The organism is Salinibacter grassmerensis (assembly GCF_947077765.1).
GTDB classification, from domain to species: Bacteria; Bacteroidota; Rhodothermia; order Rhodothermales; family Salinibacteraceae; genus Salinibacter; species Salinibacter grassmerensis.
Map to the genome: position 1 here is coordinate 762,384 of NZ_CAMTTF010000001.1, position 24,043 is coordinate 786,426.

Annotated in this window: 23 protein-coding genes; 11 read left to right on the forward strand and 12 right to left on the reverse strand. The window is 66.0% G+C overall.

What is annotated here, in order from left to right:
• Nucleotides 1-97 precede the first annotated feature (97 nt).
• Nucleotides 98-637, reverse strand: a complete 540-nt coding sequence (locus tag OJB03_RS02865) for a shikimate kinase (RefSeq protein WP_263785068.1) — start codon at nt 635-637, stop codon at nt 98-100.
• Between the two features lie 130 nt (nt 638-767).
• Between OJB03_RS02865 and truA the strand changes: the two genes are divergently transcribed.
• Nucleotides 768-1,571, forward strand: a complete 804-nt coding sequence (gene truA, locus OJB03_RS02870; protein ID WP_263785070.1) for a tRNA pseudouridine(38-40) synthase TruA — start codon at nt 768-770, stop codon at nt 1,569-1,571.
• Nucleotides 1,572-1,580: 9 nt separating this feature from the next.
• Here the strand turns inward: truA and OJB03_RS02875 are convergent, their stop codons facing one another.
• From OJB03_RS02875 to OJB03_RS02885, 3 genes are read right to left on the reverse strand one after another with little or no spacing between them, the layout of a single operon-like run.
• Nucleotides 1,581-2,216, reverse strand: a complete 636-nt coding sequence (locus OJB03_RS02875; protein WP_263785072.1) for a hypothetical protein — start codon at nt 2,214-2,216, stop codon at nt 1,581-1,583.
• 31 nt (nt 2,217-2,247) lie between these two features.
• Nucleotides 2,248-3,654 (reverse strand): Dyp-type peroxidase, encoded by a 1,407-nt coding sequence (locus OJB03_RS02880; protein WP_263785074.1) that lies wholly within the window; start codon nt 3,652-3,654, stop codon nt 2,248-2,250.
• Nucleotides 3,655-3,693: 39 nt separating this feature from the next.
• Entirely contained in the window at nt 3,694-5,079 is a 1,386-nt protein-coding gene (locus tag OJB03_RS02885; RefSeq protein ID WP_263785077.1) for a hypothetical protein, read from the reverse strand.
• Between the two features lie 271 nt (nt 5,080-5,350).
• Here OJB03_RS02885 and OJB03_RS02890 point away from each other — a divergent pair, with 271 nt between their 5' ends.
• The 4 genes from OJB03_RS02890 (at nt 5,351) to OJB03_RS02905 (ending at nt 8,971) form a co-directional block, all read left to right on the forward strand.
• A complete protein-coding gene (locus OJB03_RS02890; RefSeq protein ID WP_263785079.1) occupies nt 5,351-5,539 on the forward strand; it encodes a hypothetical protein in 189 nt (62 codons plus the stop codon).
• A 68-nt stretch (nt 5,540-5,607) separates the two neighbouring features.
• The gene (locus OJB03_RS02895; RefSeq protein ID WP_263785081.1) at nt 5,608-6,915 is read left to right on the forward strand and encodes an arginine deiminase; all 1,308 of its coding nucleotides are present in this window, start codon (nt 5,608-5,610) and stop codon (nt 6,913-6,915) included.
• 174 nt (nt 6,916-7,089) lie between these two features.
• Nucleotides 7,090-8,073 (forward strand): YpdA family putative bacillithiol disulfide reductase, encoded by a 984-nt coding sequence (locus tag OJB03_RS02900; protein WP_263785083.1) that lies wholly within the window; start codon nt 7,090-7,092, stop codon nt 8,071-8,073.
• A gap of 400 nt (nt 8,074-8,473) precedes the next feature.
• Nucleotides 8,474-8,971: a DUF4920 domain-containing protein gene (locus OJB03_RS02905; RefSeq protein WP_263785085.1), complete on the forward strand. Its 498-nt coding sequence runs from the start codon at nt 8,474-8,476 to the stop codon at nt 8,969-8,971.
• Between the two features lie 134 nt (nt 8,972-9,105).
• Here OJB03_RS02905 and OJB03_RS02910 read toward each other — a convergent pair whose 3' ends face one another.
• From OJB03_RS02910 to tatA, 4 genes are all read right to left on the reverse strand, one after another.
• Nucleotides 9,106-10,446 (reverse strand): NAD(P)-dependent oxidoreductase, encoded by a 1,341-nt coding sequence (locus tag OJB03_RS02910; RefSeq protein WP_263785087.1) that lies wholly within the window; start codon nt 10,444-10,446, stop codon nt 9,106-9,108.
• Nucleotides 10,447-10,674: 228 nt separating this feature from the next.
• On the reverse strand, nt 10,675-11,541 hold the full coding sequence (sucD, locus tag OJB03_RS02915; protein ID WP_263785089.1) for a succinate--CoA ligase subunit alpha: 867 nt from the start codon (nt 11,539-11,541) through the stop codon (nt 10,675-10,677).
• 281 nt (nt 11,542-11,822) lie between these two features.
• Entirely contained in the window at nt 11,823-13,367 is a 1,545-nt protein-coding gene (locus OJB03_RS02920) for an amidase family protein (protein ID WP_263785091.1), read from the reverse strand.
• Between the two features lie 95 nt (nt 13,368-13,462).
• The gene (tatA, locus tag OJB03_RS02925) at nt 13,463-13,891 is read right to left on the reverse strand and encodes a Sec-independent protein translocase subunit TatA/TatB (protein ID WP_263785092.1); all 429 of its coding nucleotides are present in this window, start codon (nt 13,889-13,891) and stop codon (nt 13,463-13,465) included.
• Between the two features lie 234 nt (nt 13,892-14,125).
• Here tatA and add point away from each other — a divergent pair, with 234 nt between their 5' ends.
• Nucleotides 14,126-15,211 carry an adenosine deaminase gene (gene add, locus OJB03_RS02930; RefSeq protein ID WP_263785094.1) on the forward strand — a complete coding sequence of 362 codons (1,086 nt, stop codon included), beginning with the start codon at nt 14,126-14,128 and terminating at the stop codon, nt 15,209-15,211.
• A 158-nt stretch (nt 15,212-15,369) separates the two neighbouring features.
• The gene (gene aroA, locus OJB03_RS02935; RefSeq protein WP_263785095.1) at nt 15,370-16,662 is read left to right on the forward strand and encodes a 3-phosphoshikimate 1-carboxyvinyltransferase; all 1,293 of its coding nucleotides are present in this window, start codon (nt 15,370-15,372) and stop codon (nt 16,660-16,662) included.
• Nucleotides 16,663-16,843: 181 nt separating this feature from the next.
• Here the strand turns inward: aroA and OJB03_RS02940 are convergent, their stop codons facing one another.
• Nucleotides 16,844-17,143: a putative quinol monooxygenase gene (locus OJB03_RS02940; RefSeq protein ID WP_263785098.1), complete on the reverse strand. Its 300-nt coding sequence runs from the start codon at nt 17,141-17,143 to the stop codon at nt 16,844-16,846.
• A 225-nt stretch (nt 17,144-17,368) separates the two neighbouring features.
• Between OJB03_RS02940 and OJB03_RS02945 the strand changes: the two genes are divergently transcribed.
• Nucleotides 17,369-17,662 (forward strand): hypothetical protein, encoded by a 294-nt coding sequence (locus OJB03_RS02945; protein ID WP_263785101.1) that lies wholly within the window; start codon nt 17,369-17,371, stop codon nt 17,660-17,662.
• A 69-nt stretch (nt 17,663-17,731) separates the two neighbouring features.
• Here OJB03_RS02945 and OJB03_RS02950 read toward each other — a convergent pair whose 3' ends face one another.
• The 3 genes from OJB03_RS02950 to OJB03_RS02960 form a co-directional block, all read right to left on the reverse strand.
• On the reverse strand, nt 17,732-18,673 hold the full coding sequence (locus tag OJB03_RS02950) for a universal stress protein (protein WP_263785104.1): 942 nt from the start codon (nt 18,671-18,673) through the stop codon (nt 17,732-17,734).
• A gap of 44 nt (nt 18,674-18,717) precedes the next feature.
• Entirely contained in the window at nt 18,718-19,371 is a 654-nt protein-coding gene (locus tag OJB03_RS02955) for a response regulator (RefSeq protein WP_263785106.1), read from the reverse strand.
• A gap of 197 nt (nt 19,372-19,568) precedes the next feature.
• A complete protein-coding gene (locus tag OJB03_RS02960) occupies nt 19,569-20,942 on the reverse strand; it encodes a sensor histidine kinase (protein WP_263785109.1) in 1,374 nt (457 codons plus the stop codon).
• Between the two features lie 248 nt (nt 20,943-21,190).
• Here OJB03_RS02960 and OJB03_RS02965 point away from each other — a divergent pair, with 248 nt between their 5' ends.
• From OJB03_RS02965 to OJB03_RS02975, 3 genes are all read left to right on the forward strand, one after another.
• The gene (locus tag OJB03_RS02965) at nt 21,191-22,039 is read left to right on the forward strand and encodes a universal stress protein (protein WP_263785111.1); all 849 of its coding nucleotides are present in this window, start codon (nt 21,191-21,193) and stop codon (nt 22,037-22,039) included.
• Between the two features lie 120 nt (nt 22,040-22,159).
• Nucleotides 22,160-23,002 (forward strand): DNA-binding protein, encoded by an 843-nt coding sequence (locus OJB03_RS02970; RefSeq protein ID WP_263785112.1) that lies wholly within the window; start codon nt 22,160-22,162, stop codon nt 23,000-23,002.
• Nucleotides 23,003-23,046: 44 nt separating this feature from the next.
• Nucleotides 23,047-23,997 (forward strand): L-lactate dehydrogenase, encoded by a 951-nt coding sequence (locus OJB03_RS02975; protein ID WP_263785115.1) that lies wholly within the window; start codon nt 23,047-23,049, stop codon nt 23,995-23,997.
• Nucleotides 23,998-24,043 lie beyond the last annotated feature (46 nt).

A 24,043-nucleotide genomic window follows, 5' to 3' on the forward strand; every position in this document is an offset into this window, starting at 1 on the left:
GCAAAGACTGAGGTGCAGTAGACAAGCAACTGTATTCAAACAAGGGAGCCAGCCGAGGTTTCCGCAGATGCGTGACGTTAACGTTGGTACGCGGTCCTCATGCGGGTTCGGCCTGCTCGGAGACAACCTCTACGACCTGGGCGACGACCTCCGTGACCGGGCGGTCGGCGTCGAGGGTGTGGTGGGCCGCCTCGTAGGTGGACCGCCGTTCCTCCAGCATCGCTTCGATGCGGGTGCGCTGCTCGTCTCGCGGCAGCCGGGTGCCGGTGTCGTCTTCAAGGAGGGGCCGCCGGGTGTCGTCGTCCGCCACGCGATCCACCAGCGTGTCGACCGGAGCGTTCAGGTACAGCACGAGACCATGCTCCTTCGCGAAGGCCCGGTTCTCGTCGTCCACGAGGGCCCCCCCTCCGAGTGCCACGACGAGGTCGTCGGTCGCGGCTGTTCGGCGGAGCAGGTCGCGTTCGAGCTCGCGGAAGTGCTCCTCCCCGTCCTCCGCGAAGAGGGTGGGAATGGAGCGCCCGGCGTGGGCGGCGATGAGGCGGTCGAGGTCCAGAAACGGTTGGCCAAGCCGGGCCGCGGCCTCCGGGCCCACGGTGGACTTGCCACTTGCCATGAAGCCAGTCAAATAAACGCGCATGGAGGAAGGTCTGAAGTTCGGAAGGAAAAAGGGGCTGTGAGCGAGGGCGTCGTCTCCTGAGGGAGACCACTCAACGCCCGACGTCGTACGGCACGTTCCTGCACGCGCCTCCAGGCTTCCCCGCTCAACGATGCCCCGGTATCGACTGCTTATCGAGTACGACGGAACCGACTTCCACGGGTGGCAGATCCAGCCGACCGTGCCAACCGTACAGGGCGCGCTGGAGGAGGCGGTAGAAACGGTCGTCGGAGCGGCATGCCGGGTAACCGGCTCCGGACGCACGGACGCCGGGGTGCACGCCCGCAATCAAGTGGCCCACGTCGACCTGCCGGAGGCGCGTGATCCGTATCGGCTGCGGGGCTCGCTCAATGGCCTCACGCCCGACGCCGTGGCGGTGCGTCGGGTGGAGCGGGCGCCGGGCGACTTTCATGCCCGCTACGATGCCCGCCGGCGTCGCTACCACTACTACCTGCACACCCAGCCCTGCGCCCTGGGCCGGCGAGTGCGCACCCCGGTGCGGCCCGCGCCCGACTTTGGGCGCATCCGGGCCGCCACCCCCGACCTGCTCGGGCGGCACAACTTCAGTTCGTTTTGCCTGACGCAATCCGAGACGGAGAACCGCGTCTGTACCCTTACGCATCTGCGGTGGGTCGACGAGGCCCGGCGCGGGTGCTGGCGGTTCGAGGTGGTCGGCACGCGGTTCCTGCACGGCATGGTGCGCGCCCTCGTTGGGACCCTGGTAGAAATTGGGCACGAGAAGCGCGCTGCCGACAGCCTTCCGGCCGTGCTGGCGGCGCAAGACCGGCGGGTCGCCGGCCCGTCGATGCCCCCGGAGGGGCTGGTGCTGGAGGCCGTCCGGTACGAGCAGCCGCTGTTCGAAGACGAGCAGGGTTCCCCGCTCGTGCCGGCTGTAGAAGAGGGACGGGCGTCGTAGTCTGGCGGCCTATGCCGGAGCGGGCGCCGGGCGTTCCGTACCGGTATCCGGGCGAAGGTCGCTCCCTTGCAGCACGTGCTCGATCGACAGGCCCGCGAGCAGAACGAGAGCGCCGACGAGGGGCCGATCGGCACGGACGAAAGCGAGCCAGCCCACGGCCCCCGCCACCTCCATGAACGTAAACAGCAGGGTGCTCGGGCTCGTGACGTACGCAAGCGGGTTGGTGCGCTTCAGCACCCCCATCTCCACGCTGTGCTCGATGGTCATGAGCACCATGAGGACGACGCCCGCCACGGCCATGTTCGTCGCGGGCGCCGCCGCGATCGCCCCGATCTCTCCGTCGGCGAGGGCGATCCAGAGGATCCAGATGAGCACCTCGCTCAGGGTGATGACGAACAGGCCGGCCACGGTGACCCAGAGGGATTGCTCGACGGGCCCGCCGCCTCGCGACCGGTAGATGTACCGAATCCACAGATACACCGAAATCCGCTCCACGGCGAAGCCCGCCCACAGCACGACGTTGGCCTGTACGAACTGGCCCGCGTCTAAAAACTGGAGCCAAAAATACAGTGCCGCGAACTCCCCCGCCGTGGCGATGATGAACGGGAACACGTCCGTCTTAAAGTCGAGCCGGTCGAGGGTCATGGGCTGGAGCGAAAAGGAAGGAAAAAGATGTTCATGCGGAAAGATCGGCCTGGCCCAAAAACCGGAGTGCCGTGAGGCCCGGCATGAAGAAGTACGAGCCGCCCCGCACCTCCACGAACCGCTGCATATCCGTCACGCGCCGCCGCACTGGGGTGTCGGGGATCGTGAATGTGGTGCTCTCGTCCTGGGGACTTCCCATAAGGGGGTCGGGGTCGTCGTAGAGGCCGCTGAATTTTTGACTCTCGATCCAGGTCTGCTGCGTAAACTCAAACTGACGGGCGATGTCGCCGCACAGGCAGAGGAAGTGGAGGCCCCGTTCGGCGCCGTCGGTCGCGGCCACCATCTCGTCCACATCGAAGTTCTCGGCGAGGGGGGAGCCATAGGGGCGCCCCCGCCGCACGAGGCGGTGGCGGTTGGAGACTATGGTGGACTGTTCCGGGCCGCCTTCGAGCGAGTCGCGCGGGTTTGAGCGGCGCAGGTGGGAGGCGAACGGACACCGCATACCGTCGGGGTCCTCTTCGTGGTAGCCGAAGTCGTCCCGTGCGGGGGCCTCGGGGTCGTCCGGGGAGAGGGCCAGTGGCGCGCCGTTGCGCCAGCGCCCAACCATTTTGGCCGCCAGGCGATGCCGCTCCTCGTCGGAGCCGTAAACGTCCTCGCTCGCCTCGGTCACGAAATTCCAGAAGCCCTGCACGTCCTGGCTGAGCTGTCGAAAGACGACATAGGTGCCGTTGCGCCCAAGGTCGCCCCGGACGCCGTCGCGTTCCGTATCCGTGCGGGGTAGGATCGTCTCCGGGTCGCGGGCGGGATCCACGGAGGGGCGGACCGGGCGCTCGCCGTAGGCATTCGGGTAGCCGAGAAAGAACTCGCCAGGGGGCACTGTATTGTCGGGTGACCCGGACCGACTTAGGCCCTCCACAATCGGCTGGCTGATGCCGTCTCGAAAGCCGAAGTGCTCCCGGGCCGGTTCGAACGAGGTCGTGTCGAGCCGCCGAGTCTCCGCAAGGCCCTGCAGGCCGTCGCGTACCGACTCAATGCGGGCCTCCAGGGTTTCAGCGTCGATCGCAAACAGCATGATCAGGGCGTGAGCGGGGTTTTCCTCGTTTCCCCAGCGCCACTCCTCGGGCGCGCTCTCCCCATCGTCTCCCAAAATGCGCTGCCGGTAGGGCGCATCCATCCCTTCCCAGAAAGCCTGATCGAACGTCTGAAGGGTGTCCGCCTCAAGCCCGAGTGCCCGCAGGCCGTCGCCCGTGAAGGCCACCTGCAGGGCTGAGTCGGACGGCTTGGGGGCGGCCGGCGTCACGTCACCGGGGATGGTTCGTAGCCACGCCTGCGCGGCCGTCGCGTCCTCGATGCGGAGGAGAAGAAATGTAGCCTCGGGGAGCCCGCCGTAGCCCCGGGCCAGAAACCCCTGCATGTCTGTAAGTTCTAGAGACGCCATGTCGGGAGGGAGAGGGTGGTCCAGGAGAGTGAATCAGCCTCAAAGACGGCGGAGCCACATCCGGGTTTCCGCCGGAGTCTGTTCGCCGAAGAGGCCGGCGCGGATCGCCGAGTTGTTGTTGATGTTCTGTACTGTCAGGTCCCGGTAGGCACTGTACCAGACCTGCGTGAGCACCTGGCTGTTGCGGGCGTAGGCCTTGAATCGCTTCTCGTCGCGTGCTCCAGCCCCCACCAGGAAGCGGGTTTTGGGAAACCCGACGGTGTTGCTCCACACGGCCGTGAGGCCACTGGCCGCCTTGTCGATGAACTCGCCGAGGTAGTTTTCCCAGCTCCCGTCGAAGTTGCTGAAGAAGACGAGCCGCTGCCCGTCGTCGATGGCGACCCAGCGGGCGAAGTGGATGGACGAGATGCCTCCGAGCCGGCCCTCGGTGTACACGTACCGCCCAAAAAAGTCGATGGCCCAGAGGACGGCGTATAGCGTGGCCCGACGAAGCAGGCCCGCTTTCACGGTCGTAACGCTGCTCATCTGGTTCTGGACGATCCGGTCCTCCTTCTCCGCAAGGCGTCGGACGTGCTCGTAGTCCGTCACCGGCGGGTGCTCGTCGTCGCGCCGCTCGCGCCGCCGGAGCCAAGCCCTGTAGGCCCCACCGCCAGCCAGGAGAAGAGCGGCCTCCAGGCCCAGCACCGCCCATCCTGCGTTGGAGATCCACGGAACGACCCCGAGGAGAAGGACGGCTGTTGCCAGGAGGGCGAAGAAGGTGCTGTCCCACGGCTGTGGCCACCGCGAGGGCACGTTCGGCGGAGCACAGGAGGCCCAGGCGAAGCTCGAATGGGACCGCAGGAGATTCTCCGGGTCGAGATCTGGATCTGACCACACGAAGTCTTGAATCGACGCCCGTATCGCTTTGGGTGCCTGGTCGCGGAACGACGGGTCCGTCCGGCCTTTCTCATCCAGAAACTGCTGGATGGCAGTTCGCAGGTCGGCCTCGCGGTGAATTTGTTCAACGGTTCGTCCCCGAGTCCCCACGTAAAACGTGTCGTACCCGATGTCGTGGGCGTTCAAGTATGCGATCACGGGTTCCGGGGAGCGCTCGTCCGGGGCAGGGTACCCCTCACAATGCTGGTATACGCGGTCGAGCGCCGAACCGCCCACGTCCACGAGTTCCTCCAGGTGCGCGTCCCGCGGCTCGTCGTAGTTGGTCGATAGGACAAGTTGGGTGGAGGTCTCGCGCCCGAGGTCGTCGGTGGTAGCGGGCAGCAGCACCCATCGGATGAAGTGCACGCGCGTGAGCTTCCCGAACGGAACATCCTTGTGTTCGGGGACGGCTTCGCTAATTTCCTCCAGGACGGCCGTGAGGGGGGTGTCGTGCCCCGACCGGACGGGGGTGACAACGGTAAGCCCGTTCTGGTACGGTGCTTGTACCATGAAGAACGTTGGGGCTTAACGAAAAAATAAGAACGCTTGTGTCTCAGAACGGAATCCGTTCGGGCCCACTGAGGCGACTTTAGCGTACATCAAAGAAAGAAAAAATAAAATGAGAATCAAGAAAATATGACGGAAACGGCACCCCAGATCGCCTACAAAACCTCATCGGGACACTCCGGTCCCGACAGAAATGCATCCGGCGAAGGTGTAACAAAGACGGGGGTGCGGCGCGTTATTTGAGACCCAGTTTCTCACAAAAGACCGTGTCTCCATGGATCTCGACATCCGCACCGTTCTTCGCTGGCTTATCATTGGCGTGATTGCGCTCATCGGCCTCAGCCTCGTGGGCGTACTGGTGGATGTGGCGGGGGCGCTGCTCCAGCTCGTTCTGAAGGCGGGCGCCGTCGCACTCGTGGTGCTTCTCGTGATTCGTGTACTAGAGGGCGTGCGGTCGGGGTAGGTGGCTTTTCTCCGGGTTGGTTTCGACCTTGCGAATAGTCGACACTCTTCGAACCAGCCCCGTTTCCCGTGGACACGCTCCAGGCGCCCTCTACTCCTTCCGTCGAGCAATCATCGGCCTATAGCATTCCCGCCGAGGCCCACTTGCTCGAACAGGTCATCGTCCACACCCCTGGGTCAGAGATGGAGCTTGTGTCGCCGGCCAACCGGGAGGACCTGCTCTTCGACGACATTCTCTTCGTGGGCCATGCGCGGCAGGAGCACCTGCTCATGTGCTCGGTCTTCGAGAAAATCGTAGGCCGTCCCGACGCGGTGCTCCAAATCAAGGACCTTCTGCTCGAAACCTTCGAGGCGGCGGAGGAGGCGCGGCACGCCTTCGTGGAGAAGCTATGCCGAAGCCTGCCGGAGCAAAATCTGGGGGCGGTGGAGGACGAGTTGAAGCGATTCTCTCCCGAGGCGCTTCAGCAGTTCGCTCTTACTGGCGAGTCGGACTTGGCCATTCGCGCCCAGCCGGTGCCGAACCTTATGTTCACGCGGGACCTCGCGGCGGTGGTGCACGACCACATTATCCTGAGCCACGCGGCGACGGTGGCACGGACGCGGGAGAGCATCATTATTAATGTCATTCTGCACCATCACCCCCGGTTTGCCCCTCACAGCGACAAGGTGATTGAGCTGCCCCCGGGTGTCACGTTCGAAGGGGGCGACCTGCTCGTGGCGAGCCCCGACACGGTGCTGATCGGCCACTCGGAGCGGACCTCACTCGGGGCCATCATGGCGATCGCGCACGAGTTGTTCGAGTGCACGTCGATCGAGCACGTCCTCGCCGTCGACCTGCCCAAGCGGCGGGCCACCATGCACCTCGACACGGTGTTTACCTTCGCGTCGCCGGAGGAGGTGATCGTCTTCCCCCCGCTCCTTGAGACCCACGGCTTCGGGTACGCGATGCACTTCACCGCCGCGGACGAGACGGGGCGGTTCGTGACCGACATGCGCCGCAACCTGCGCGACGTGCTCGACGAGCTGCTCGACCGCGACCTGACGTTTATCCCCTGCGGCGGGACGGAGCGACTCCACCAGGAGCGCGAGCAGTGGACGGACGGGGCGAATGTGTTTGCCGCGGCGCCGGGGGCGATCCTGGGCTACGAGCGCAACAGTCGCACCTTCGAGCGCCTGCGGAAGCACGGCTACCGGATCGTGTCCGCCGAGAGCTTTCTGTCTTACTTCGAGTCCGGCGAGTTTCACCCCGGTCGAGAGAAGGTCGCAATCCAGCTGGGGGGAACTGAACTGTCACGGGGACGGGGCGGGCCGCGCTGCATGACGCTCCCGATCGCGCGCCACGCCACGCCCTCGGGCGACGCCTCCGTACACGAGTAGCAGCGTAGACGAGTAGCGGCATCGGGACAAGCTGATCGACAAGCCCCTTGTGCCCGGAGGCTCTCCGCGCTCGTTCCCCCATTCTTCCATTCTCCAACGCGGGCCCCGAAACTGCCGTTTGCGCCGACAGGTTTGAATATTGAGTATCGCCTTTGAATCCACCCCTCGGTGCCTATGCGTGACGTAATCATTATCGGGGCCGGCCCCGTCGGGCTCGCCTGTGGTGTTGAGGCCAAGCGCCGCGACCTCGATGCGCTCCTCATCGAAAAGGGCGCCCTCTGCAACTCGTTTATCGGGTACCCCACCCGAATGGAGTTTTTCTCCACCCCGGGCCCGCTGGAGATTGGCGGACACCCGTTCCCGACCCGCGATTACAAGCCGCGTCGCGAGGAGGCGCTCGACTACTACCGCCGCGTCGCCACGACGGAGGACCTGAACCTGCGCCTGTACGAGCCGATGACGGACCTCCGAGGGCAGGACGGGCACTACACGATCGTGACCGAGGAGGACACGTACGAGACCCGCAAGGTGGTTGTGGCCACCGGCTTCTACGACGTGCCCAACCAGATGGGGGTGCCGGGGGAGGACCGTGACAAGGTGCGACACTACTTCAAGGAGCCATTCCCGTACGCCCTCACGGACGTGGCCATCGTGGGCGGGGCCAACTCGGCGGTGAAGGCGGCCCTCAACTGCTACCGCCACGAGGCGAATGTGACGATGGTGGTGCGCGATTCGGAGATCGACGACGGGGTGAAGTACTGGCTCCGGCCCGACGTGGAGAACCGGATTGCGGAGGGCTCCATCGACGCCTACTTCGATACGACGGTCTCGGCCATCGAGTCGGACACCCTCCACCTCGACACGCCCGACGGGCCGCAGACGATCGACAATGACTTCGTCCTCGCCATGACGGGGTACCGGCCGAACTACGACTTCCTGGAGCGGCTCGGCATTGCCATCCGCAACGACGAGGCCCGCACGCCGGTGCACGACGAGGAAGGCACCTTTGAAACGAACCGGGACGGCCTGTACCTCGCCGGCACCATCTGTGGCGGCTGCGACACGAGCCGGTGGTTCATTGAGAACGGCCGCGTCCACGCCGAGAAGATCACGGACCACATCGCTGCCACGCTCGAAACCGAGCCCGCCGTGGTGTAGTGCCCAAGGGGAGATGGCGTGCGGAAGGGACACGGTGTTGCGTTCCCAGTCGCGCGCATCTCTCGCCTGATGGGAATAGCTTTCCCGACGCGAAACGCTCCTGGACCAGGGGTCCCCAAGGCTCGTCCTTCGGCGGCGTGGGAAGCGAAAACCTTACCGTGCAAGGAAACGGGCCATCGTCCCCGTTGGACGCATCGCTCGCCTCGGGCCTGGACCCGCGCTCGGCAGGCCATCGGGGAAGGCGTCTAGCCAATTTCGGCCTCCGGACAGCAGGGGCAGGCACGGCTTTTCTCAGAAGCGGCGCGGCCGTCGCTTTGCCCGAACCGGGAACCCCATTCCGAAAACACGCATTTCTCGGGCGCAACTTTCCCTCGCTCATCTCGCCGAACGTGGAAACGCAATGTCCACACCGGCTCGTCTCTGCTTCCTTTCTGCGCTTGTCTGCTTCGCCGTACTTGCTGGCGCCTGCCAGCCGGAGCCGGCGTCGTCCCGGGACGCGGCTGCGCAAGCACAGGACGCAGAAACCTACGGGGCGCCCGTCGATGCGGCGTCGGCGCGGACGGTGGCGGAGGTGGCGGCGAAGCCGTCGAAGCTTGACGACACGACCGTGACGGTTCAGGGACGCATCTCGACGGTGTGCCAGAAGAAAGGGTGCTGGCTCGCGCTGGATACGGGCACGGCGCCGCCGATCCGCGTGCTCGTGCCGCGTACCGACGACGGATACGACTTCACGGTGCCGACGACACTATCTGGCCGGGCCACGGTCACGGGCACGCTGCAGACCGTCGAGTTCGACGCCGCCACGCAGAAGCATCTTGCCGAGGACGGAGCCCCGCCGGCACCCGCCCAGGAGGTTCAGATTGCGGCGACTGGCATCCGGGTGGTGCCCGATGCTTGACCATCCGTCCTAAGCAGTGCTGCGGCGCGACCGAATTCCGTACGCTACACGCATCACTCGTTCTGAGGCCGAGACGGGGGGCTTGTCCGCAAAACGCCTTCTGTCCTGCCGAAAAGACAGCCCGCTGACCGGCGCTACGCCGTGTCGTTTACCTTGAACTGACGGAGGGCCCGGATGGCATTGGGGTCATCGGAAAGGGAGGTGGCCGCGTCGATGATCTGACGGAGTTGGTCGTCGCTCAGGGGCTGATCGATCGCGTTCACGTCGTAGGCGATGCCGAGGTCGGGAAAGTCGCGGTGGCTGGACTGGAGGTTGCTGGCCCCGGCCTCGTAGATGGTGTCGTCGATGGCCTTTTTCGTCCCGCGCACGTCGCTGTGCACCACGGCCAAGACCCAGTGTGGGAGCTCGGCGTTCACGCCGATCGTGTGCCCCTGCCCGAAGACGGTATCGCGGACGGTGCCCTGCTCGTTTAGGAGCCGGGTAGAGGTGCCCATCCGCGAGGCAATGCGGGGCTGGGCCTCCTGGGTGGCGGCGCCGATGTGAGGCGTGGTAAAGACGTTGTCCATCTCGGCGTACGGATTGGTCCAGTCCTCGTCCGCGCTGCCCGGCTCGTCGGGAAAGACGTCGACCGCCGCAGCGCGCACGTGATCTTCGTCGATGGCCCGCTTGAGGTCGCCCGGGTCGTACAGAAAGCCGCGGGCCGCGTTGATGAAGGCGCGCGGGCTGTTGTCCGGCCGGTCCGCGCCGAGCTGGCGGAAGTGGCTGTAGTCGAGCAGGCCGCTGTTGGGCTGTCCCTGCGGGTCCTCCGCCGAGACGTGCACCGTCACGAAGTCGCCCTTCCGGAACGCCTCCGCAAGGCTGGAGCACGAGGTCCAGCCCAGCGTGGTCCCCACCTCTCGGGCCACGTCCGCCTCGTCGTAGAAGCGAATGTTCATTCCAAAGGCGTCGGCCAGGCGGGCCAGCTGCTTGCCAATGTTGCCGAGCCCGATGACGGAGAGGGTCTTGTCCATCAGCTCGTAGCGGCGGGTGCTGTCCTTCGTCCACAGGTGCCGGCGCCCCGTTTCGTTGGCGGTGTAGAGCCGACGGGCCAGCACGACCATCTCGCCCATCACCATCTCCACGACCGACCGGCCGTTGCTGACCGGATCGTTGAGCACGAGCACCCCCTCGTCGGCGCAGGCCTGCTTGTCGACCGTGTCGTCGCCGATGCAGCACAGCATGACGCCCGCCAGGTTGTCGGAGGCCTGCACCACGGGCTCGTCAACGACAAACTTGCTTCGCTTGTAGATCAGATCGTGCTGCCCCTCGCGCAGCCGGTCGACCATCGCGTCCTGGTCGTAGCACTCCGGCTTGGGCACCCGATCCGGCTCGATGCCCTGCTCGCGCAGGAGCGTGTCGAGGCTCGGGTCCGGCTCCTCCAAGATCAGGGCCTTTTCGAAATGATCGTTGAGGAAGCGCGTCTGTAGAGACTCCATGGTATGGACGTTTCGGTCGCTGAAGCAGTGGAGGCTGGGCGGGCGTAGATCAACTAAATACAACAGAAGCCCCTGCTACGTGCAGGGCACATCCGTAAAAAACGGGCCACGTTTCTGGACGAGGGGCGCACCAGAGAAGAAGCCGCCGGGCCTGTAGACGCGGCGGCTCTTCGGTCTCCATGATGGCAGGGATGCACCGTCGGGCAAAACGGCGTGCCTTGCACTGGGTTACAGGACGTCCTTTACCGTCTCGCCAATGAGGGCGGGATTCTTGACCACCGTCGCCCCGGCCTCGTCGAGCGCCTGAAACTTGGCCTCGGCCGTGCCGGAGCCGCCGGACACGATCGCCCCGGCGTGGCCCATGCGGCGGCCCGGAGGCGCCGTGCGCCCCGCGATGAAGCCGAAGACAGGCGTGTCCATGTGGTCCTGGATGTAGCGGGCGGCCTCCTGTTCGTCGGTGCCGCCGATCTCGCCGATCAGAACGATGCCGTTCGTGTCGGGGTCGTCCTCGAACAGCTCGAGGGCGTCGATGAAGCGCGTGCCGATCACCGGGTCGCCCCCGATGCCGACCGCCGTGCTCTGCCCAAAGCCGGCCCGCGTGATCTGGTCGACGGCCTCGTAGGTGAGGGTCCCGGAGCGCGAGATGATGCCGATGGAGCCGGGCTCAAAGATCATGGCCGGCATGATGCCCACCTTGGCCGCGCCCGGCGTGATGACGCCCGGGCAGTTTGGGCCGATGAGGTGGGCGCCCTTCTTCTTGACGTACTGGTAGGTGGGCTTCATGTCCGCCACCGGAATGCCCTCCGTGATGCAGATGATGACCTCGGCCCCCGCGTCGGCGGACTCCTGGATGGCGTCGGCCGCGAACGGAGGCGGAACGAAGATGATGGACGTGTTGGCGTTCTCCTGCTCCACCGCCTCGGCGACGGTGTTGTACACCGGCCGGTCCAGGTGCGTCTGTCCGCCCTTGCCGGGGGTAACGCCCGCCACCACGTTGGTGCCGTAGTCGATCATCTGTTCGGCGTGGAAGGTGCCCTCCGAGCCCGTAAAGCCCTGCACCACTACGCGCGTGCCGTCGTCGACGAGAATACTCATGCGTCCAGAAGGTTGAAATGGAAGGTCTCAGCGTGGAAGGGAGGGCCTGTGCCCGGCCGTAGCGTCACCCGCAGCCTAACGAGCATCGCCAACAACTGCTAGGGGCGAGGACGAAAAAAAGCCAAAATCGACGGAACGGTTCTACGGAGGGGACCCGTCGGCGGTGGTCGCCATCCGCCGTGAAGCAAGGCGGGGCTGGGGTTCGTGATTTATGCAACGTGCCCTGTGAACCTCAGGCTCGTGGTGTCACGCACCTCGTCTCATGCATTACGTCTCGCTCTTCACTCCATGATCGTCTCGCCGATGCGCAGGAGCAGCGCCTCGTCGAAGTGGGGCCCGAGAAGTTGCAGCCCCACGGGCAGTCCCGGCGTGTCGGGGTGTTCGCCGATGGGCACCGTGAGGCCGGGCAGGCCCGCGAGGTTGGCCGTGACGGTGTAGATGTCGTTCAGGTACATTTCGAGCGGATCGTCGGTCTTCTCGCCGAGCCGAAACGGGGGGGTCGGCGTCGCGGGCGTGACGAGGGCGTCGACGTCCTCGAAGGCCTGTTCGAAGTCGTGGCGGATGAGGGTGCGCACGCGCTGGGCCTTCTCGTAGTACTTATCGTAGTAGCCGGCGGAGAGGGCATAGGTGCCGAGCATGATGCGGCGCTTCACCTCTTCGCCGAAGCCCTCGGTGCGGCTGCGGGTGTAGAGGGCGTCGAGGGTGCTCTGCTCGTCGTCGAGCTGCGCCTCGAGGGTGTCCACGCGCGCCTCGTCGCCCTGTGCGCGGGCGGTGGCGAGATCCTCCTTCAGCTCCTCGCGGCGCTCCTGGAGGGCCTGCTTCGTCTCCTGCAGGTCGGCCCGGTGGCCGTAGCGGATGCCGTCGTAGCGGGCGAGGTTGCTAGAGGCCTCCGCCGTGGCAACGAGGTAGTAGGTGGCGACGCCGTATTCGGTGTGGGGGAGGGACACCTCCTCGACGGTCGCGCCGGCGTCTTCGAGCTGGTCGACCTGTTCCGTCACCATGCGGCGGATGTCCGCGTCGAGGCCCTCGGCGAAGTACTCTTCGGGAAGGCCGAGGCGAAGGCCCTCCACCCCGTCGCCGAGGGCCTCCGTGTAGTCGGGCACATTGACCGAGGCGCTGGTGGCGTCGCGCTCGTCCTTGCCCGCAATGACATTGAGGATGGTCGCTGCGTCTTCCGCGCTCCGGGTCAACGGCCCGACCACGTCGAGCGACGACGCAAACGCGACGAGGCCGGAGCGGCTGACGCGGCCGTACGTGGGCTTCAGGCCCACCGTGCCGCAGAACGCGGCGGGCTGGCGCACCGAGCCGCCCGTGTCGCTGCCGAGGGCGGCGTGGCACATGCCGGCGGCCACCGCCGCGGCCGACCCGCCCGACGACCCGCCCGGCACGTACTCGGGGGCATGTGGGTTGCGCACGGGGCCAAAGTGCGAGGTCTCGTTCGACGAGCCCATCGCAAACTCGTCGCAGTTCGTCTTGCCAATGAAGATGGCGCCGGCGTCGCGCAGGCGGTCGATCACCGTCGCGTCGTAGAGCGACGAGAAGTCTGCGAGCATCTTCGACCCGCAGCTAACCGGGTAGCCCCGGATGCAAATGTTGTCCTTCACGGCCAGGACGAGGCCCGCAAGGGGGCGGGGGTTGCCGCGCTCACGCTGGCTGTCGAGGTATCGGGCGTGGTTGAGAGCGCCGTCCTGGTCGACGCTCGTAAATGCGTTGATCTCATCGTCACGCGCGTCAATGCGCTCCAAAAAAGAAGAGACCAGGGCTTCGCAGCTGGTCTCTCCGGCGTCGAGGGCGCGACGGGCGTCGGCAAATGTCGGGTACTCCATGCGTAGACGGGAAAATTCTGCGGAGAAGGGAGCGCAGCGGAGGGGGGAAACAGATGTGGATGGGGCGGCCCGGATCAGGCACGCTCGGGCGGCGGCTACGAGGCCTCCTTCTCCTGCTCCTGGACGTTCGACCCGGCGGCGTCCGGAGACTGTGAGCCGTTGTCGGCAGACTCTTCGGCGGCCGGCTCTGAGGAGCGCGCCCGGGTCTGTTCCTGGGAGCGCTGCTGGGGGTCCTGACGGGGCTGGGGAGCGCCTTGCTGCGGGGCCTGCGGCTCGTTGATCTGACGGCCCTGGCTCTCGTTCTCAATCTCGCGGGAGATCTCGTTCGTCGCGCTTTTGAACTCCCGGATGCCCTTGCCGATGCCGCGCGCGATCTCAGGGATCCGCTTTGCCCCGAACACGAGCAGCAGGACCAGGAAAATGATAATCAGTTCGGGAAAGCCGATGCCGCCCATGGGGGTCGTGGAGAGCTTGGTGGGAAGAAAAAGAGAGCGCGCTCCGGACTGCCGGCTGCCTTGAGGCAAGCAGGCACTGCCGACGGTGCCAGATGAGCAACTTTCAGTTGGACGCGACGCAAACGAGGTGGGGGAATGGGGGTTCCAGCCCTGTGTGGCCTCCGCAAAGATGAACGCGCTTCCCGAAACAGCCCCCCGTGCGGTCATGTATCGGTGGAAAACTTTTTTCGCCGTGCGCCCCTGTCCGCTCGCTCCGGGACCGGCGAGGCTCGTTTGTTCTTCGCCATCTTCCTCCCCACGCCGATGTCTTCGACGACCGCCCCCGACGCCAAGACGCTTACCCAAGACGACATCCGGAGCTGGCCGAAGGCCGAACTGCACTGCCACCTCGACGGCTCGGTGCGGCTGGAGACGATGCTCGACCTGGCGAAGCAGCAGGGCAAAATGAATGTGCTCCCCGCTGACAGTGTGGAGGGGCTCCGCGACGAGCTTCGGCAGGTGGAGGCGTCCGGAACCCTGGAGGCGTACCTTGCCTGGTTCGACTACACGATTCCGCTGCTTCAGACCGAAGAGGCGCTCCGCCGGACCGCCTACGAGCTAGCGGCGGACAACGCGGCGGAGAACGTGCGGTACCTAGAGGTGCGGTACTCGCCCATACTGCACGTTGAGTCGGATCTGTCCCTCGAAGCGGTAAACGACGCCGTGATCGACGGCCTCCGGCGCGCGGAGGCGGACTTCGACCTTACGACCTCTCTCATCATCTGTGGCCTTCGGGATCGGTTCGAGAGCGCGTCGATGCGGCTGGCGGAGCTGGCCATCGAGTACCAGCATGAAGGGGTCGTGGCGTTCGACCTAGCAGGGGGCGAGGCGGGAAATCCGCCGAAGGGGCACCTCCACGCGTTCTACCGGGCCCGCAACAACCTCCTCAACCTCACGATCCACGCCGGGGAGGCCTGGGGACCCGACTCCATCCGCCAGGCGCTCTTCTACTGCGGGGCGCACCGCATCGGGCATGGCATCTCGCTGCGCAAGGACCCGGAACTCATGCAGTACTTTGCCGACCACCGCATCCCGCTCGAGATCTGCCCGACGAGCAACGTGGACACGCAGGCGGTGCCGAGCCTGGAGGCCCACCCCATCGAGACCTACGTGCGGTCCAACATCCCGGTCACCGTCAACACCGACAATCGCCTCTTCAGCCGCACCTCAGTGACGAAAGAGCTCTGGCGCGTGTACCAGCACTGCAACCTGGAGGTGCGTCATCTCCGTGAGATCGCTCTCAATGGGTTCCGGTACGGGTTCCTGCCGCACCAGCAAAAGCAGGACCTCCTCCGGTCGGTCACGGACGACTTTCCGGTGGCGGAGACCTCGGAGACGCCGCTGTGGTAGGAGCGAAGGCGGCGCGCGAGAGTGCGAACCGATTGCTTCCCATCCCGGCGGTTTCCTGTGTGTAGGACATCCAAAGCCTCCAGCGCAGGATTGTCGGGGAGCGTCCTGTTGCCTATCATGCACCCTGTTCGTTTCCCGCTTTGACTGCCGTACCGCCCATGGTTCAGACAATCGATCAGGCCGCCTCCCTGCGCGGCACCGTGTCCCTGCCCGCCGACAAGTCGATTTCGCACCGCACCGCCATCCTGTCGGCGCTCGGGGAGGGGCGCTCCCGGGTGTATAACTTTCCCAACTCGGCCGATCCGCAGTCGACACTCGACTGTGTGCGCACCCTCGGGATTGAAGCCGGCCGCAACGACGAAGGGGTGCTTGCGATCCACGGCCGTGGGCTGGGCGGACTGCACCCCCCGAGCGAGCCGCTCGATTGTGGCAACTCCGGCACCACCATGCGCCTACTCTCGGGCGTGATGGCCGGGCAGGAGTTTGGCAGCGTTCTGACCGGGGACGAGTCCCTCCAGCAGCGGCCGATGGAGCGCATTGCCGACCCCCTGCAGGCCATGGGCGCGCGAATTGATCTGCGGAGCGGGCACGCGCCCATCCGCATCCGCCCGCAGCGCCCGGAGGGACTGCGGCCCCTTGAGTATCGGCTGCCGGTGGCCTCCGCTCAGGTCAAGTCGTGCGTACTGCTCGCCGGGCTGTACGCGTCGGGGCGCACCGTCGTGATCGAGACGACCCCCTCGCGCGACCACACCGAACGCATGCTGGGCCTGGAGGTGCAGGAGGTGGGCGGCGAGCGCCGCATCATCGTGGAGGAGGATCACACCGTGCCGGCGGTCGACTGGTCGGTGCCCGGCGACTTTTCGGGGGCGGCCTTCTTCCTCGTGGCCGGCACGCTGGTGCCGGATAGCGAGCTGCGCCTCGACGACGTGGGCTTGAACCCCTCGCGCACAGCCCTGCTTGAGGTGCTGGACGGGATGGGGGCCAACATCACGGTCGAGAATGAGCGGGTGCAGGGAAGCGAGCCGGTTGGGGACATCACCGTCCGCTCCGCGTCGCTCTCCGGCATCGACATTGGGGGAAGTCTCATCCCCAATCTCATCGACGAGATTCCCGTCATCGCCGTGGCCGCGGCCTGCGCGGAGGGGCGCACCGAGATTCGGGACGCCGAAGAGCTACGCGTGAAGGAAACCGACCGCCTCCACGCCATGGCGCAGAACCTGGAGGCGCTGGGGGCGGACGTGCAGGAGCGAGAAGACGGCCTCATCATCGACGGCAACGGCCCCAATCTACTGGGGGCCGCGGTGACAAGCCACGACGACCACCGCATTGCCATGGCGATGGGGGTGGCCGGCCTCGTGGCGCACGGCACCACCACCATTTCCGATGCGGAGTGCGCCCGCGTGTCGTTCCCGGGCTTTTGGGATGAGCTCTCGCGCGTGTCGGTGTCCTGAAGGAGAGGCGGGCTGTTTTCTAATGGGTGCCCGCGCTCGGAGATGGAAGAGGCACGGGGACGCTGTCGGTTGCGCATCGGTCGCCGGCTCGCGCGCAGGTGAAATCAAAAGTTGAGGGCTGAGCTCCGACGGTCCGTCGCGATTCCGAGAGGTCTCCGCCGGGGTCCAGCCACCAACGTTGCTACTTGGCTGCGAGGACGTCTACGTGCTCAATCTGGGGCGGCTCTTCAAGAAGCTCGTCGGCATGCTCCATCAGGGCCGCGGCGATCTCGCCGTCGAGGTGTGCCTGTCGGCCCTCATCGCCCGCGAAGGTATCGAAGATGCCGAAGGTGGTATCGTCGATCTGGAGGGCGTACCAGGAGACGGTCTTTTCCTCGTCCTCCGCGAGCGGAAGGGCGTCCTCGAGGAAGGTGCGAACCTCCTCCACCTTGTCGGGCTTTGCGTGCAGGCGAGCGAGAAGAGACTTCTGTTCGTTGGCCATGGTTGGGTGTAGAATTGAGTTGGAAGAGAGGAGAGAGCGCAGGTACTGGTGATGCCACCAGACCTACCTTCTGTAATTCTCGGGTCGTGGCAGTGTCTCCTCACAAGCGTTACCATCCCCCAACATCTTGGGGGGCTCGGTGGAGACCAATGAACGTTCTCGGGACCACGATATACTTCTTCGCCGCGTTCCCACCTGGTACACTCGCAACCAATTCCTCCACCGATGAGGCCCCGCCCCTCCGGCCCGAACGGTCCTCGTCCTCTCACCGACCGGGAGGCGGAGATTGCCCGTCGTGTCCGCCGATCCCTTCACCTGCCGACCACCATGTCGGAGGAGGAGGTGGCGAAGCAGTTTCGGGACAGTGTGGCGTGGCGACGCGCGCGGCTGATGCTGGCGAGCGAAGAGTTGCGCCGGCGGCTCGGGGATGCCCTTGGGCCGCTTGCGTCATGGATGCGTGGTCAGGCACAGTCTCTGCTTAGCCGCGCGCAGAGGGCTTGGCGGCAGTTCCGAGGGTGAGGGGGCTGTTCGACGCGGAGGGCCGCCCGTTCCTCCACCGGCGAGACAGCGTGCCGGTCCGCGTGTGCGCTACGCGTCCTCGCCATCGCGAGCGGGGACGAGCGACTTGCCAAAGCTCTTCACGGTGAAGACGGGGCAGGAGGCGCTCCGGGTCACCTTTTCCGCCACGCTCCCGATGAGGAAGCGCTGAAGCCCCGTGCGGCCGTGCGTCGCCATCACGACGAGGTCGGCGGCATGATCCTCGGCGAAGTCCACGATGTCGCGGGCGGCGTAGCCGGCGAGCACGTGCATGTCGATCGGCGCGTCGACGTCGTCGAGGTCCGCGACCAGCGCTTCGAGGGCCTCCCGGGCACGCTCCTGCACGTCGGGCTGGGAAGGGGCGAGCGGATCGATGCCGTACGCGGTCGGGAAGGTCGCCTCCTCGACCACGTGCAGGAGATCGATCGACGCGCTGTAGGCATCCGCTAGGGCCGTGGCGTGGTCCACCACGAGGGGCGACTGCTCCGACAGGTCGACGGGCACGAGCACACGGTCGATCGGGGTTTGGGCGGGGGCGTCCCCGTCGTCCGCGAGGACCGTGAAGACCGGGCAGGGTGCCTGGCGTACCACCTCTTCGGCCACGCTCCCACTCAGCAGCCGGTCCATGCCCTTCCGGCCGTGGGTGCCCATTACCACGAGGTCCGTATCCTGCTCGGTGGCCTGCTCCACGATCGCCGTCTCGGGCGCGGTGCTGTCCGTCTGGGCGTACACGACCGGCACCGTGCCGCGCTCCTGCGTCACGGTTTGGACCTCCATGCGCTGCGGGGCCGCGCTGTCAACCGCATCCCCCTCCACGGGCGTCACCGGCAGAAAGTCCATGGGGTTGGATGCGTCTCCCTCGTCGGGCGTCACCACGTTGAACACACAGATGGTGGCGCCGGACCGCAGCGCTAGGTGCGCGGCGTGGGCGAACGCGTCCTCGGCCACCGAGGAGAAGTCGGTCGGGAACAGAATGGTGTCAATGTTGAGCATCGGAAGGGGTACAGAATCAGAGACGAAACGGTGAGGAAACGAGATTATGTGCTCTCTTCGCTCTCCACCCACTGCACGGCGTGCTTCATGAGCTCGTTGGCGGAGTCGAAGTTGAGCTTGTTCTTGATCCGGGCCCGGTACGACTCGACGGTCTTGACGGACAGGTGGAGCCGTTCGGCGATGTCGCGCGTCGAGAGGCCCTGCCCCGTCAGCTCAAACACCTCTAGTTCGCGGTCGCTCAACACTTCGAGCGGCGACTGCATGATGCGCTCGCGCCCGCCCTCGGCCATGCTCTGCAGCAGTCGCTCGTTGATCTCCTCGCTTACGAAGATGCGGCCGTTGAGCACTTTCCGGATGGCCTGCACAATGTCGTCGCCGGCCTCCTGCTTCATCACGTAGCCCCGAGCCCCGGCCCGGATGCAGCGCTCGGCGTAGAGGGTCTCATCGTGCCGGGAGACGACCAGAATCTGCACGTCAGGGGCCCGCGACTGGAGGTGCTTGATCAGCTCCATCCCGCTCATGCCGGGCAGGGAAATGTCCACAATGACGAGGCTGGGGGACAGGTCCTCAATTTCGCTGAGGACCTCCTCGGCACTGTCCATCTGGCCGGCCACGTTGAGGTCGGCCTCCGCCTCAATGGTGCGGGACAGGCCCTTTCGCAGGAGCGGATGGTCGTCGACCAGTACGATGTCTTTCATGGGAGGGCACGGTGCGGTGGCAAAAGAAGGAGGACGTGCATCCCTGCTCCAATTCACGTGGCTTCGTGCAGGCAGCAAACAGGATAACGTGTATTGCGGGGAACGGAAAGTATCGAGTCGGGCCGGTCATCTGTATCGGGGGGCTGTCGTTTTTCCCTGTGGGGGATCCCCCGACGAGAGGCTGTTCTCGACGCGCACTACGACTCGGCCGGTACAGGAGCCCGGTCCTCGTCCACGACCACGTCGGCCGTCCGGGGGATTGTGCAGGTGACCACCGTTCCGTCCCCGAGCTCGCTTTTGATTTCGAGGCCGCCCCCGATGATGCGGGCACGATACTGCATGATGTGGACCCCCATCCCGGAGCTGTCCGCCACGTCGGGGTCGAAGCCAGTGCCGTCGTCCCGCACCTGGAGGCGGATCTGCTCGTCGCCGGAGGCCAAAACGATCTTGAGGTCGTCGGCCTCGCCGTGGCGCACGGCGTTGCTCACGGCCTCCTGCGCGATGCGGTAGAGGTGCGTCGCGACCGTGTTGTTGTGAACGAGAACGGTGTCGACCTCCCGGAACGAACACCCCACGTTGAACATCCGCACGGCATTTTGGGAAAGGCGACGCAGGGCCTCGGTCAGGCCGTTGCCCTCCACGTCCACCGGAATCAGGCCGTGCGACAAGTCGCGGGCGTACTGGTCGGCCTCCTTGACGTGATCGGTGATTTCGGCCATGTCCTCGGCGCGCTCGTGGCCCTCCTCCTCCAGTTGCCGGGCCAGGTCCTGGCTCAGCAGGCCGATGCCCGTCAGCATCTGCCCGAGGCCGTCGTGCAGGTCCTGTCCAATGCGGCGGCGCTCCCCTTCACTGATCTCCAGGATCTCCTTCTCGAGCCGGCGCCGCTCGCTAATGTCGCGCACGATGCCGGTGAAGAGAAGCCGATCGCCCAGCTCCACCTCGCTCACGGCCAAGTCCATTGGGAAGGTCGATCCGTCCTTGCGACGGCCCCACACCTCTCGCCCGATGCCGATGATGCGCCTACGCCCGGTTTCGTGGTAGTTTCGAAGGTACTCGTCGTGCTCGTCGCGGTACGGAGGCGGCATGAGCACCTTCACATTTTCCCCAATCACGTCCTCGGCGTCGTACCCGAAGATGTTCTCGGCGGCCTCGTTAAACGATTCGATGTGCCCATCCGCGTCGATTGTGATGATGCCGTCGACCGTCGTTTCGAGGACGGCCTGGGCCTTCGCCTCGCTCTCGCGCTGGTCCTGCCGCACGCGCTTGTGGCGGAGCACCACCGCTACTGCGGTCCAGAGGCCGGCCAGCACCAGGCCGCGTTCCATGAGTGCCTCGGCCGGAACGGAGGCCTCGAACTGGAGGGCATACCCGAGTCCGACGAACACTGTCGTCAGAAGGCCAAATCCGATCGCGGGGCCCCGTCCTTCGAGGAAGAGGGTCAGCAGGATGACCGCGACCTGAAGCATCTCTACGGTCGCCCCCATCGGCAGCATCCAATCCAGGAGAAACAGTGCCCCAGACAGCAGGCCGAGGCCGACGTAGAGCAGAACACGTCGCGAGGGAAGGGGCATGCGGGGAAATGGGGGGCGGGCGGAGAACAGGGGCGCCGGGAGCGACGAGGAAACTGCGGCGTGGTGTAGTGGGCGTGGGAAATGTCCCCACGGTCGCTTTTTGGGAGTTCCTACGACGGAATGGGGTGACCACCGGACCGATGAAGCAGTCCGCACAGCGCTTTTTGTTAATGTTCTTTGCGGGGCAGAGTTCGTCTCGTCTGTCGTTGTTGGCGGTAGTGCCTTCCTGTTACCCGTTCCGGTCCGCCATGCTCCACGCCGCCCACATTCTGTGTCTGGGGTCGCCCACGTCGGCGGTTGGTACGCAGGCCGCGCACCTGGCCCGTCGCCTGGGGGCGACGCTTCACATAATGTCTCCCCCATCCTCCGACCCGGCCGCCACCGGGGCGACGAGAGCGACCCCAGCCTCTGTGAAAGAGGCGGCGATACCGAAACGAATCGTCGAGACGCAGCCCAGCTCCGTGGCGGCGGTGCTCCAGTATGCATGCGACCAGGACATCGACCTCGTGGTGGCCGACACCCCGCGCGACCGTGGGCCGGTTCCGCCGTTTGCCACCGACGTGTCTCAGGCGCTCACTCGGCGCCTCGACTGCCCCGTTTTTGTTGTGGAGCGACAGGGCGACCCGGACGCAATTCAGCGTCTCCTCGTGCCCACCGACCTGTCCGACTGCGCCCTCCGTGCCTTCCGGTACGCCGTAGCGCTGGCACGCCTGTACGATGCCACCATCGACGCCCTACACGTGATTGAGTCCCTTCCGTACGTGGCCCTTACGCCCACGGATCGGCTCTCGCTAGGAGCCACGACGCTGTCGGAGCGCCGGGGGCGCCGCCGGCTTCGCGCCTTTCTCCAGGAAGGAGAGGCGGCGGACGTGCAGGTGCAGCCCCACATTACGCACGGTGACGCCGCGGATCAGATCAGCCGCTTTGCCGACCAGGCCGACGTGGATTTAATGGTGCTTTCGGCCCATGGCAACGACGACGAAGTAGGCCCGTTTGGGCCGGTCGGCACGCGGGTGCTGGGGCGAGTGGCCTGTCCCTTGTTTTTGTTGCGGGCCTCCGGGCCGTCGCTTCTCACCCCGCCCGACGAGGTGGCGTAGTCGTGCCCGCAGTCCGTGGTCGAACGATCGCCACTCGCCGCCGGGATGGACGCCGTCGGCCGCCTTCATTACGTTGGTATTCCCACCGTTCGCTGACCTTCTGCATTAGCTTGCACATTCATGCCCACAACCGTTCCCTCCTCGTCCCCGGACTCGCCCCCCGCGACGCTTCCGGCGCCGTCTCCCACTCAGCCCGTGGCGGGCCGCCCGGTCGACACCGACGCGCCGGCGTTCGACTGGACACCGGTGCCCGACGCGACCCGCTATCGGGTCCAGATCGCGGGCACGGAGGCCTTCGAGGCCGTCCACTACGACGAGACAATGGATCGCGGAACCGCCGTGTCCCTCGGGGCCGTCCTCCCCGACGAGGTCGCCACGGCCTGTTGGCGTGTGCGGGCGGAGGGGGCGGACGAAGCCCGGTCCGACTGGGGCGAGCCGGCCCGCTTCTCGGTTCCGTCGGCGGGACTGGAGGACGCCGACGGCACAGTCCGGGTGGAGGCGCCGCCGGTGCCGCTTCACCCCACGAGCGACCAGGATCCCCCGCTCGATCAGAGTGCTGTTCCGTTCACGTGGGAGGCCGTGCCGGAGGCCACGGGCTACCAACTGCAGGTGGCTCCGGCCGAGACTCCCGAGGACCCGATCGTCGACCTCACGGTTGACCAGACCACGTCGGTCACCCTCTACGACACGCTGTCCGGAGAGGGCACGTCGTTTCACTGGCGCGTGCGCCCGCTTTTCCGCGTGGCCGAGCCGGGGCCCTGGAGCGATTCGGTTCCGTTCGCCGTCGCGCCGCCGGCAGACGACGAGGAGCAGACCCCGGAGGCCGAGGGCCCGCGGGCGTCGGCCCGGATCGCGGGGCCGGCCACACAGGCCCGAACGAGCACGACCCTCTCGCTCGCGGTGTCTTTGCTCGCCGTGCTGAGCTTTATCGCCACCATCGCGCTCATCGTGTTCGCCGGATAGCCCGGCGAAGCGTTCTCACTTCACCCTCACAATGCCCCTGTTCTATGATTCAGCGACGCACCGTCGGCATCGTTGGCACCGGCAACGTCGGCACCGCGGCCGCCTATGCCATGTTCAACCAGAGCCTCGCCAGTGAAATCCTGCTCCTCGACCAGGACACCCGCCGGGCCGAGGGGGAGGCCATGGACCTCATGCACGGCCAGCAACTGGTGGGAGGCATCACGTGCCGCGCGGTCGAGTACTCGGCCCTCAGCAACGCCCAGATCATTGTCCTCTCGGCGGGGGCGAGTCAGCAATCGCCGGACGAGACGCGTCTCGATCTGCTACAGCGCAACGCGAAGATCTTCCGCGAGATCATCATCCAGCTCGACAAGCACGCGCCGAACGCGATCCTCGTGGTGGCGACGAATCCCGTCGACGTGCTCACCTACATCTGCCAGGAGATGAGCAGCCGGCCAAACCGACGCATCCTGGGCACCGGCACGCTGCTGGACACGGCCCGCTTCCGGGCGCTACTGGGGCGGCACTACGGGGTGGATCCCCGCTCGGTGCACGCGTACATTCTTGGGGAGCACGGTGATTCCGAGGTCCCCATCTGGAGCAACGCCACAATTGGGGGGCAAGAGATCCACGGAGAGACCGTGTTGGGGAAGGAGTGGGACGAAGGGACGATGCAGTCGATTTTCGAGCAGGCGCGCGACGCAGCCTACGAAATTATCGACCGGAAGGGCCATACAGACACCGCCATTGGCCTGGTCATCGCCCGCATCGTCCGCGCCGTGCTTGAGGATCAGCAGAACGTGCTGCCCGTCAGCACACGGACCGACGGTGCGTACGGCATCGATGACGTGTGCCTGAGCGTCCCGTGCGTCGTGGGACTGGAGGGCATGGAGAAGCGTGTGGACCCGGAGTTCAGCGACGGGGAGCGAGAGGCCCTCCGCGAATCCGCTCAAGCCCTCCGCGAGAGCCGTGCCGATCTAAAGGTGGGGACGTAGCGACCGCCGGTGAGAGACCCGGGGCGAACAGAACTGGCGCCCAGAA

Excerpts from the sequence above, each read along its gene's own strand:
- OJB03_RS02865 (WP_263785068.1), bottom strand. The coding sequence starts at position 637 with ATGCGCGTTTATTTGACTGGCTTCATGGCAAGTGGCAAGTCCACCGTG.
- truA (WP_263785070.1), top strand. The coding sequence starts at position 768 with ATGCCCCGGTATCGACTGCTTATCGAGTACGACGGAACCGACTTCCAC.
- OJB03_RS02875 (WP_263785072.1), bottom strand. The coding sequence starts at position 2,216 with ATGACCCTCGACCGGCTCGACTTTAAGACGGACGTGTTCCCGTTCATC.
- OJB03_RS02880 (WP_263785074.1), bottom strand. The coding sequence starts at position 3,654 with ATGGCGTCTCTAGAACTTACAGACATGCAGGGGTTTCTGGCCCGGGGC.
- OJB03_RS02885 (WP_263785077.1), bottom strand. The coding sequence starts at position 5,079 with ATGGTACAAGCACCGTACCAGAACGGGCTTACCGTTGTCACCCCCGTC.
- OJB03_RS02890 (WP_263785079.1), top strand. The coding sequence starts at position 5,351 with ATGGATCTCGACATCCGCACCGTTCTTCGCTGGCTTATCATTGGCGTG.
- OJB03_RS02900 (WP_263785083.1), top strand. The coding sequence starts at position 7,090 with ATGCGTGACGTAATCATTATCGGGGCCGGCCCCGTCGGGCTCGCCTGT.
- OJB03_RS02905 (WP_263785085.1), top strand. The coding sequence starts at position 8,474 with ATGTCCACACCGGCTCGTCTCTGCTTCCTTTCTGCGCTTGTCTGCTTC.
- OJB03_RS02910 (WP_263785087.1), bottom strand. The coding sequence starts at position 10,446 with ATGGAGTCTCTACAGACGCGCTTCCTCAACGATCATTTCGAAAAGGCC.
- sucD (WP_263785089.1), bottom strand. The coding sequence starts at position 11,541 with ATGAGTATTCTCGTCGACGACGGCACGCGCGTAGTGGTGCAGGGCTTT.
- OJB03_RS02920 (WP_263785091.1), bottom strand. The coding sequence starts at position 13,367 with ATGGAGTACCCGACATTTGCCGACGCCCGTCGCGCCCTCGACGCCGGA.
- add (WP_263785094.1), top strand. The coding sequence starts at position 14,126 with ATGTCTTCGACGACCGCCCCCGACGCCAAGACGCTTACCCAAGACGAC.
- aroA (WP_263785095.1), top strand. The coding sequence starts at position 15,370 with ATGGTTCAGACAATCGATCAGGCCGCCTCCCTGCGCGGCACCGTGTCC.
- OJB03_RS02940 (WP_263785098.1), bottom strand. The coding sequence starts at position 17,143 with ATGGCCAACGAACAGAAGTCTCTTCTCGCTCGCCTGCACGCAAAGCCC.
- OJB03_RS02945 (WP_263785101.1), top strand. The coding sequence starts at position 17,369 with ATGAGGCCCCGCCCCTCCGGCCCGAACGGTCCTCGTCCTCTCACCGAC.
- OJB03_RS02950 (WP_263785104.1), bottom strand. The coding sequence starts at position 18,673 with ATGCTCAACATTGACACCATTCTGTTCCCGACCGACTTCTCCTCGGTG.
- OJB03_RS02955 (WP_263785106.1), bottom strand. The coding sequence starts at position 19,371 with ATGAAAGACATCGTACTGGTCGACGACCATCCGCTCCTGCGAAAGGGC.
- OJB03_RS02960 (WP_263785109.1), bottom strand. The coding sequence starts at position 20,942 with ATGCCCCTTCCCTCGCGACGTGTTCTGCTCTACGTCGGCCTCGGCCTG.
- OJB03_RS02965 (WP_263785111.1), top strand. The coding sequence starts at position 21,191 with ATGCTCCACGCCGCCCACATTCTGTGTCTGGGGTCGCCCACGTCGGCG.
- OJB03_RS02970 (WP_263785112.1), top strand. The coding sequence starts at position 22,160 with ATGCCCACAACCGTTCCCTCCTCGTCCCCGGACTCGCCCCCCGCGACG.
- OJB03_RS02975 (WP_263785115.1), top strand. The coding sequence starts at position 23,047 with ATGATTCAGCGACGCACCGTCGGCATCGTTGGCACCGGCAACGTCGGC.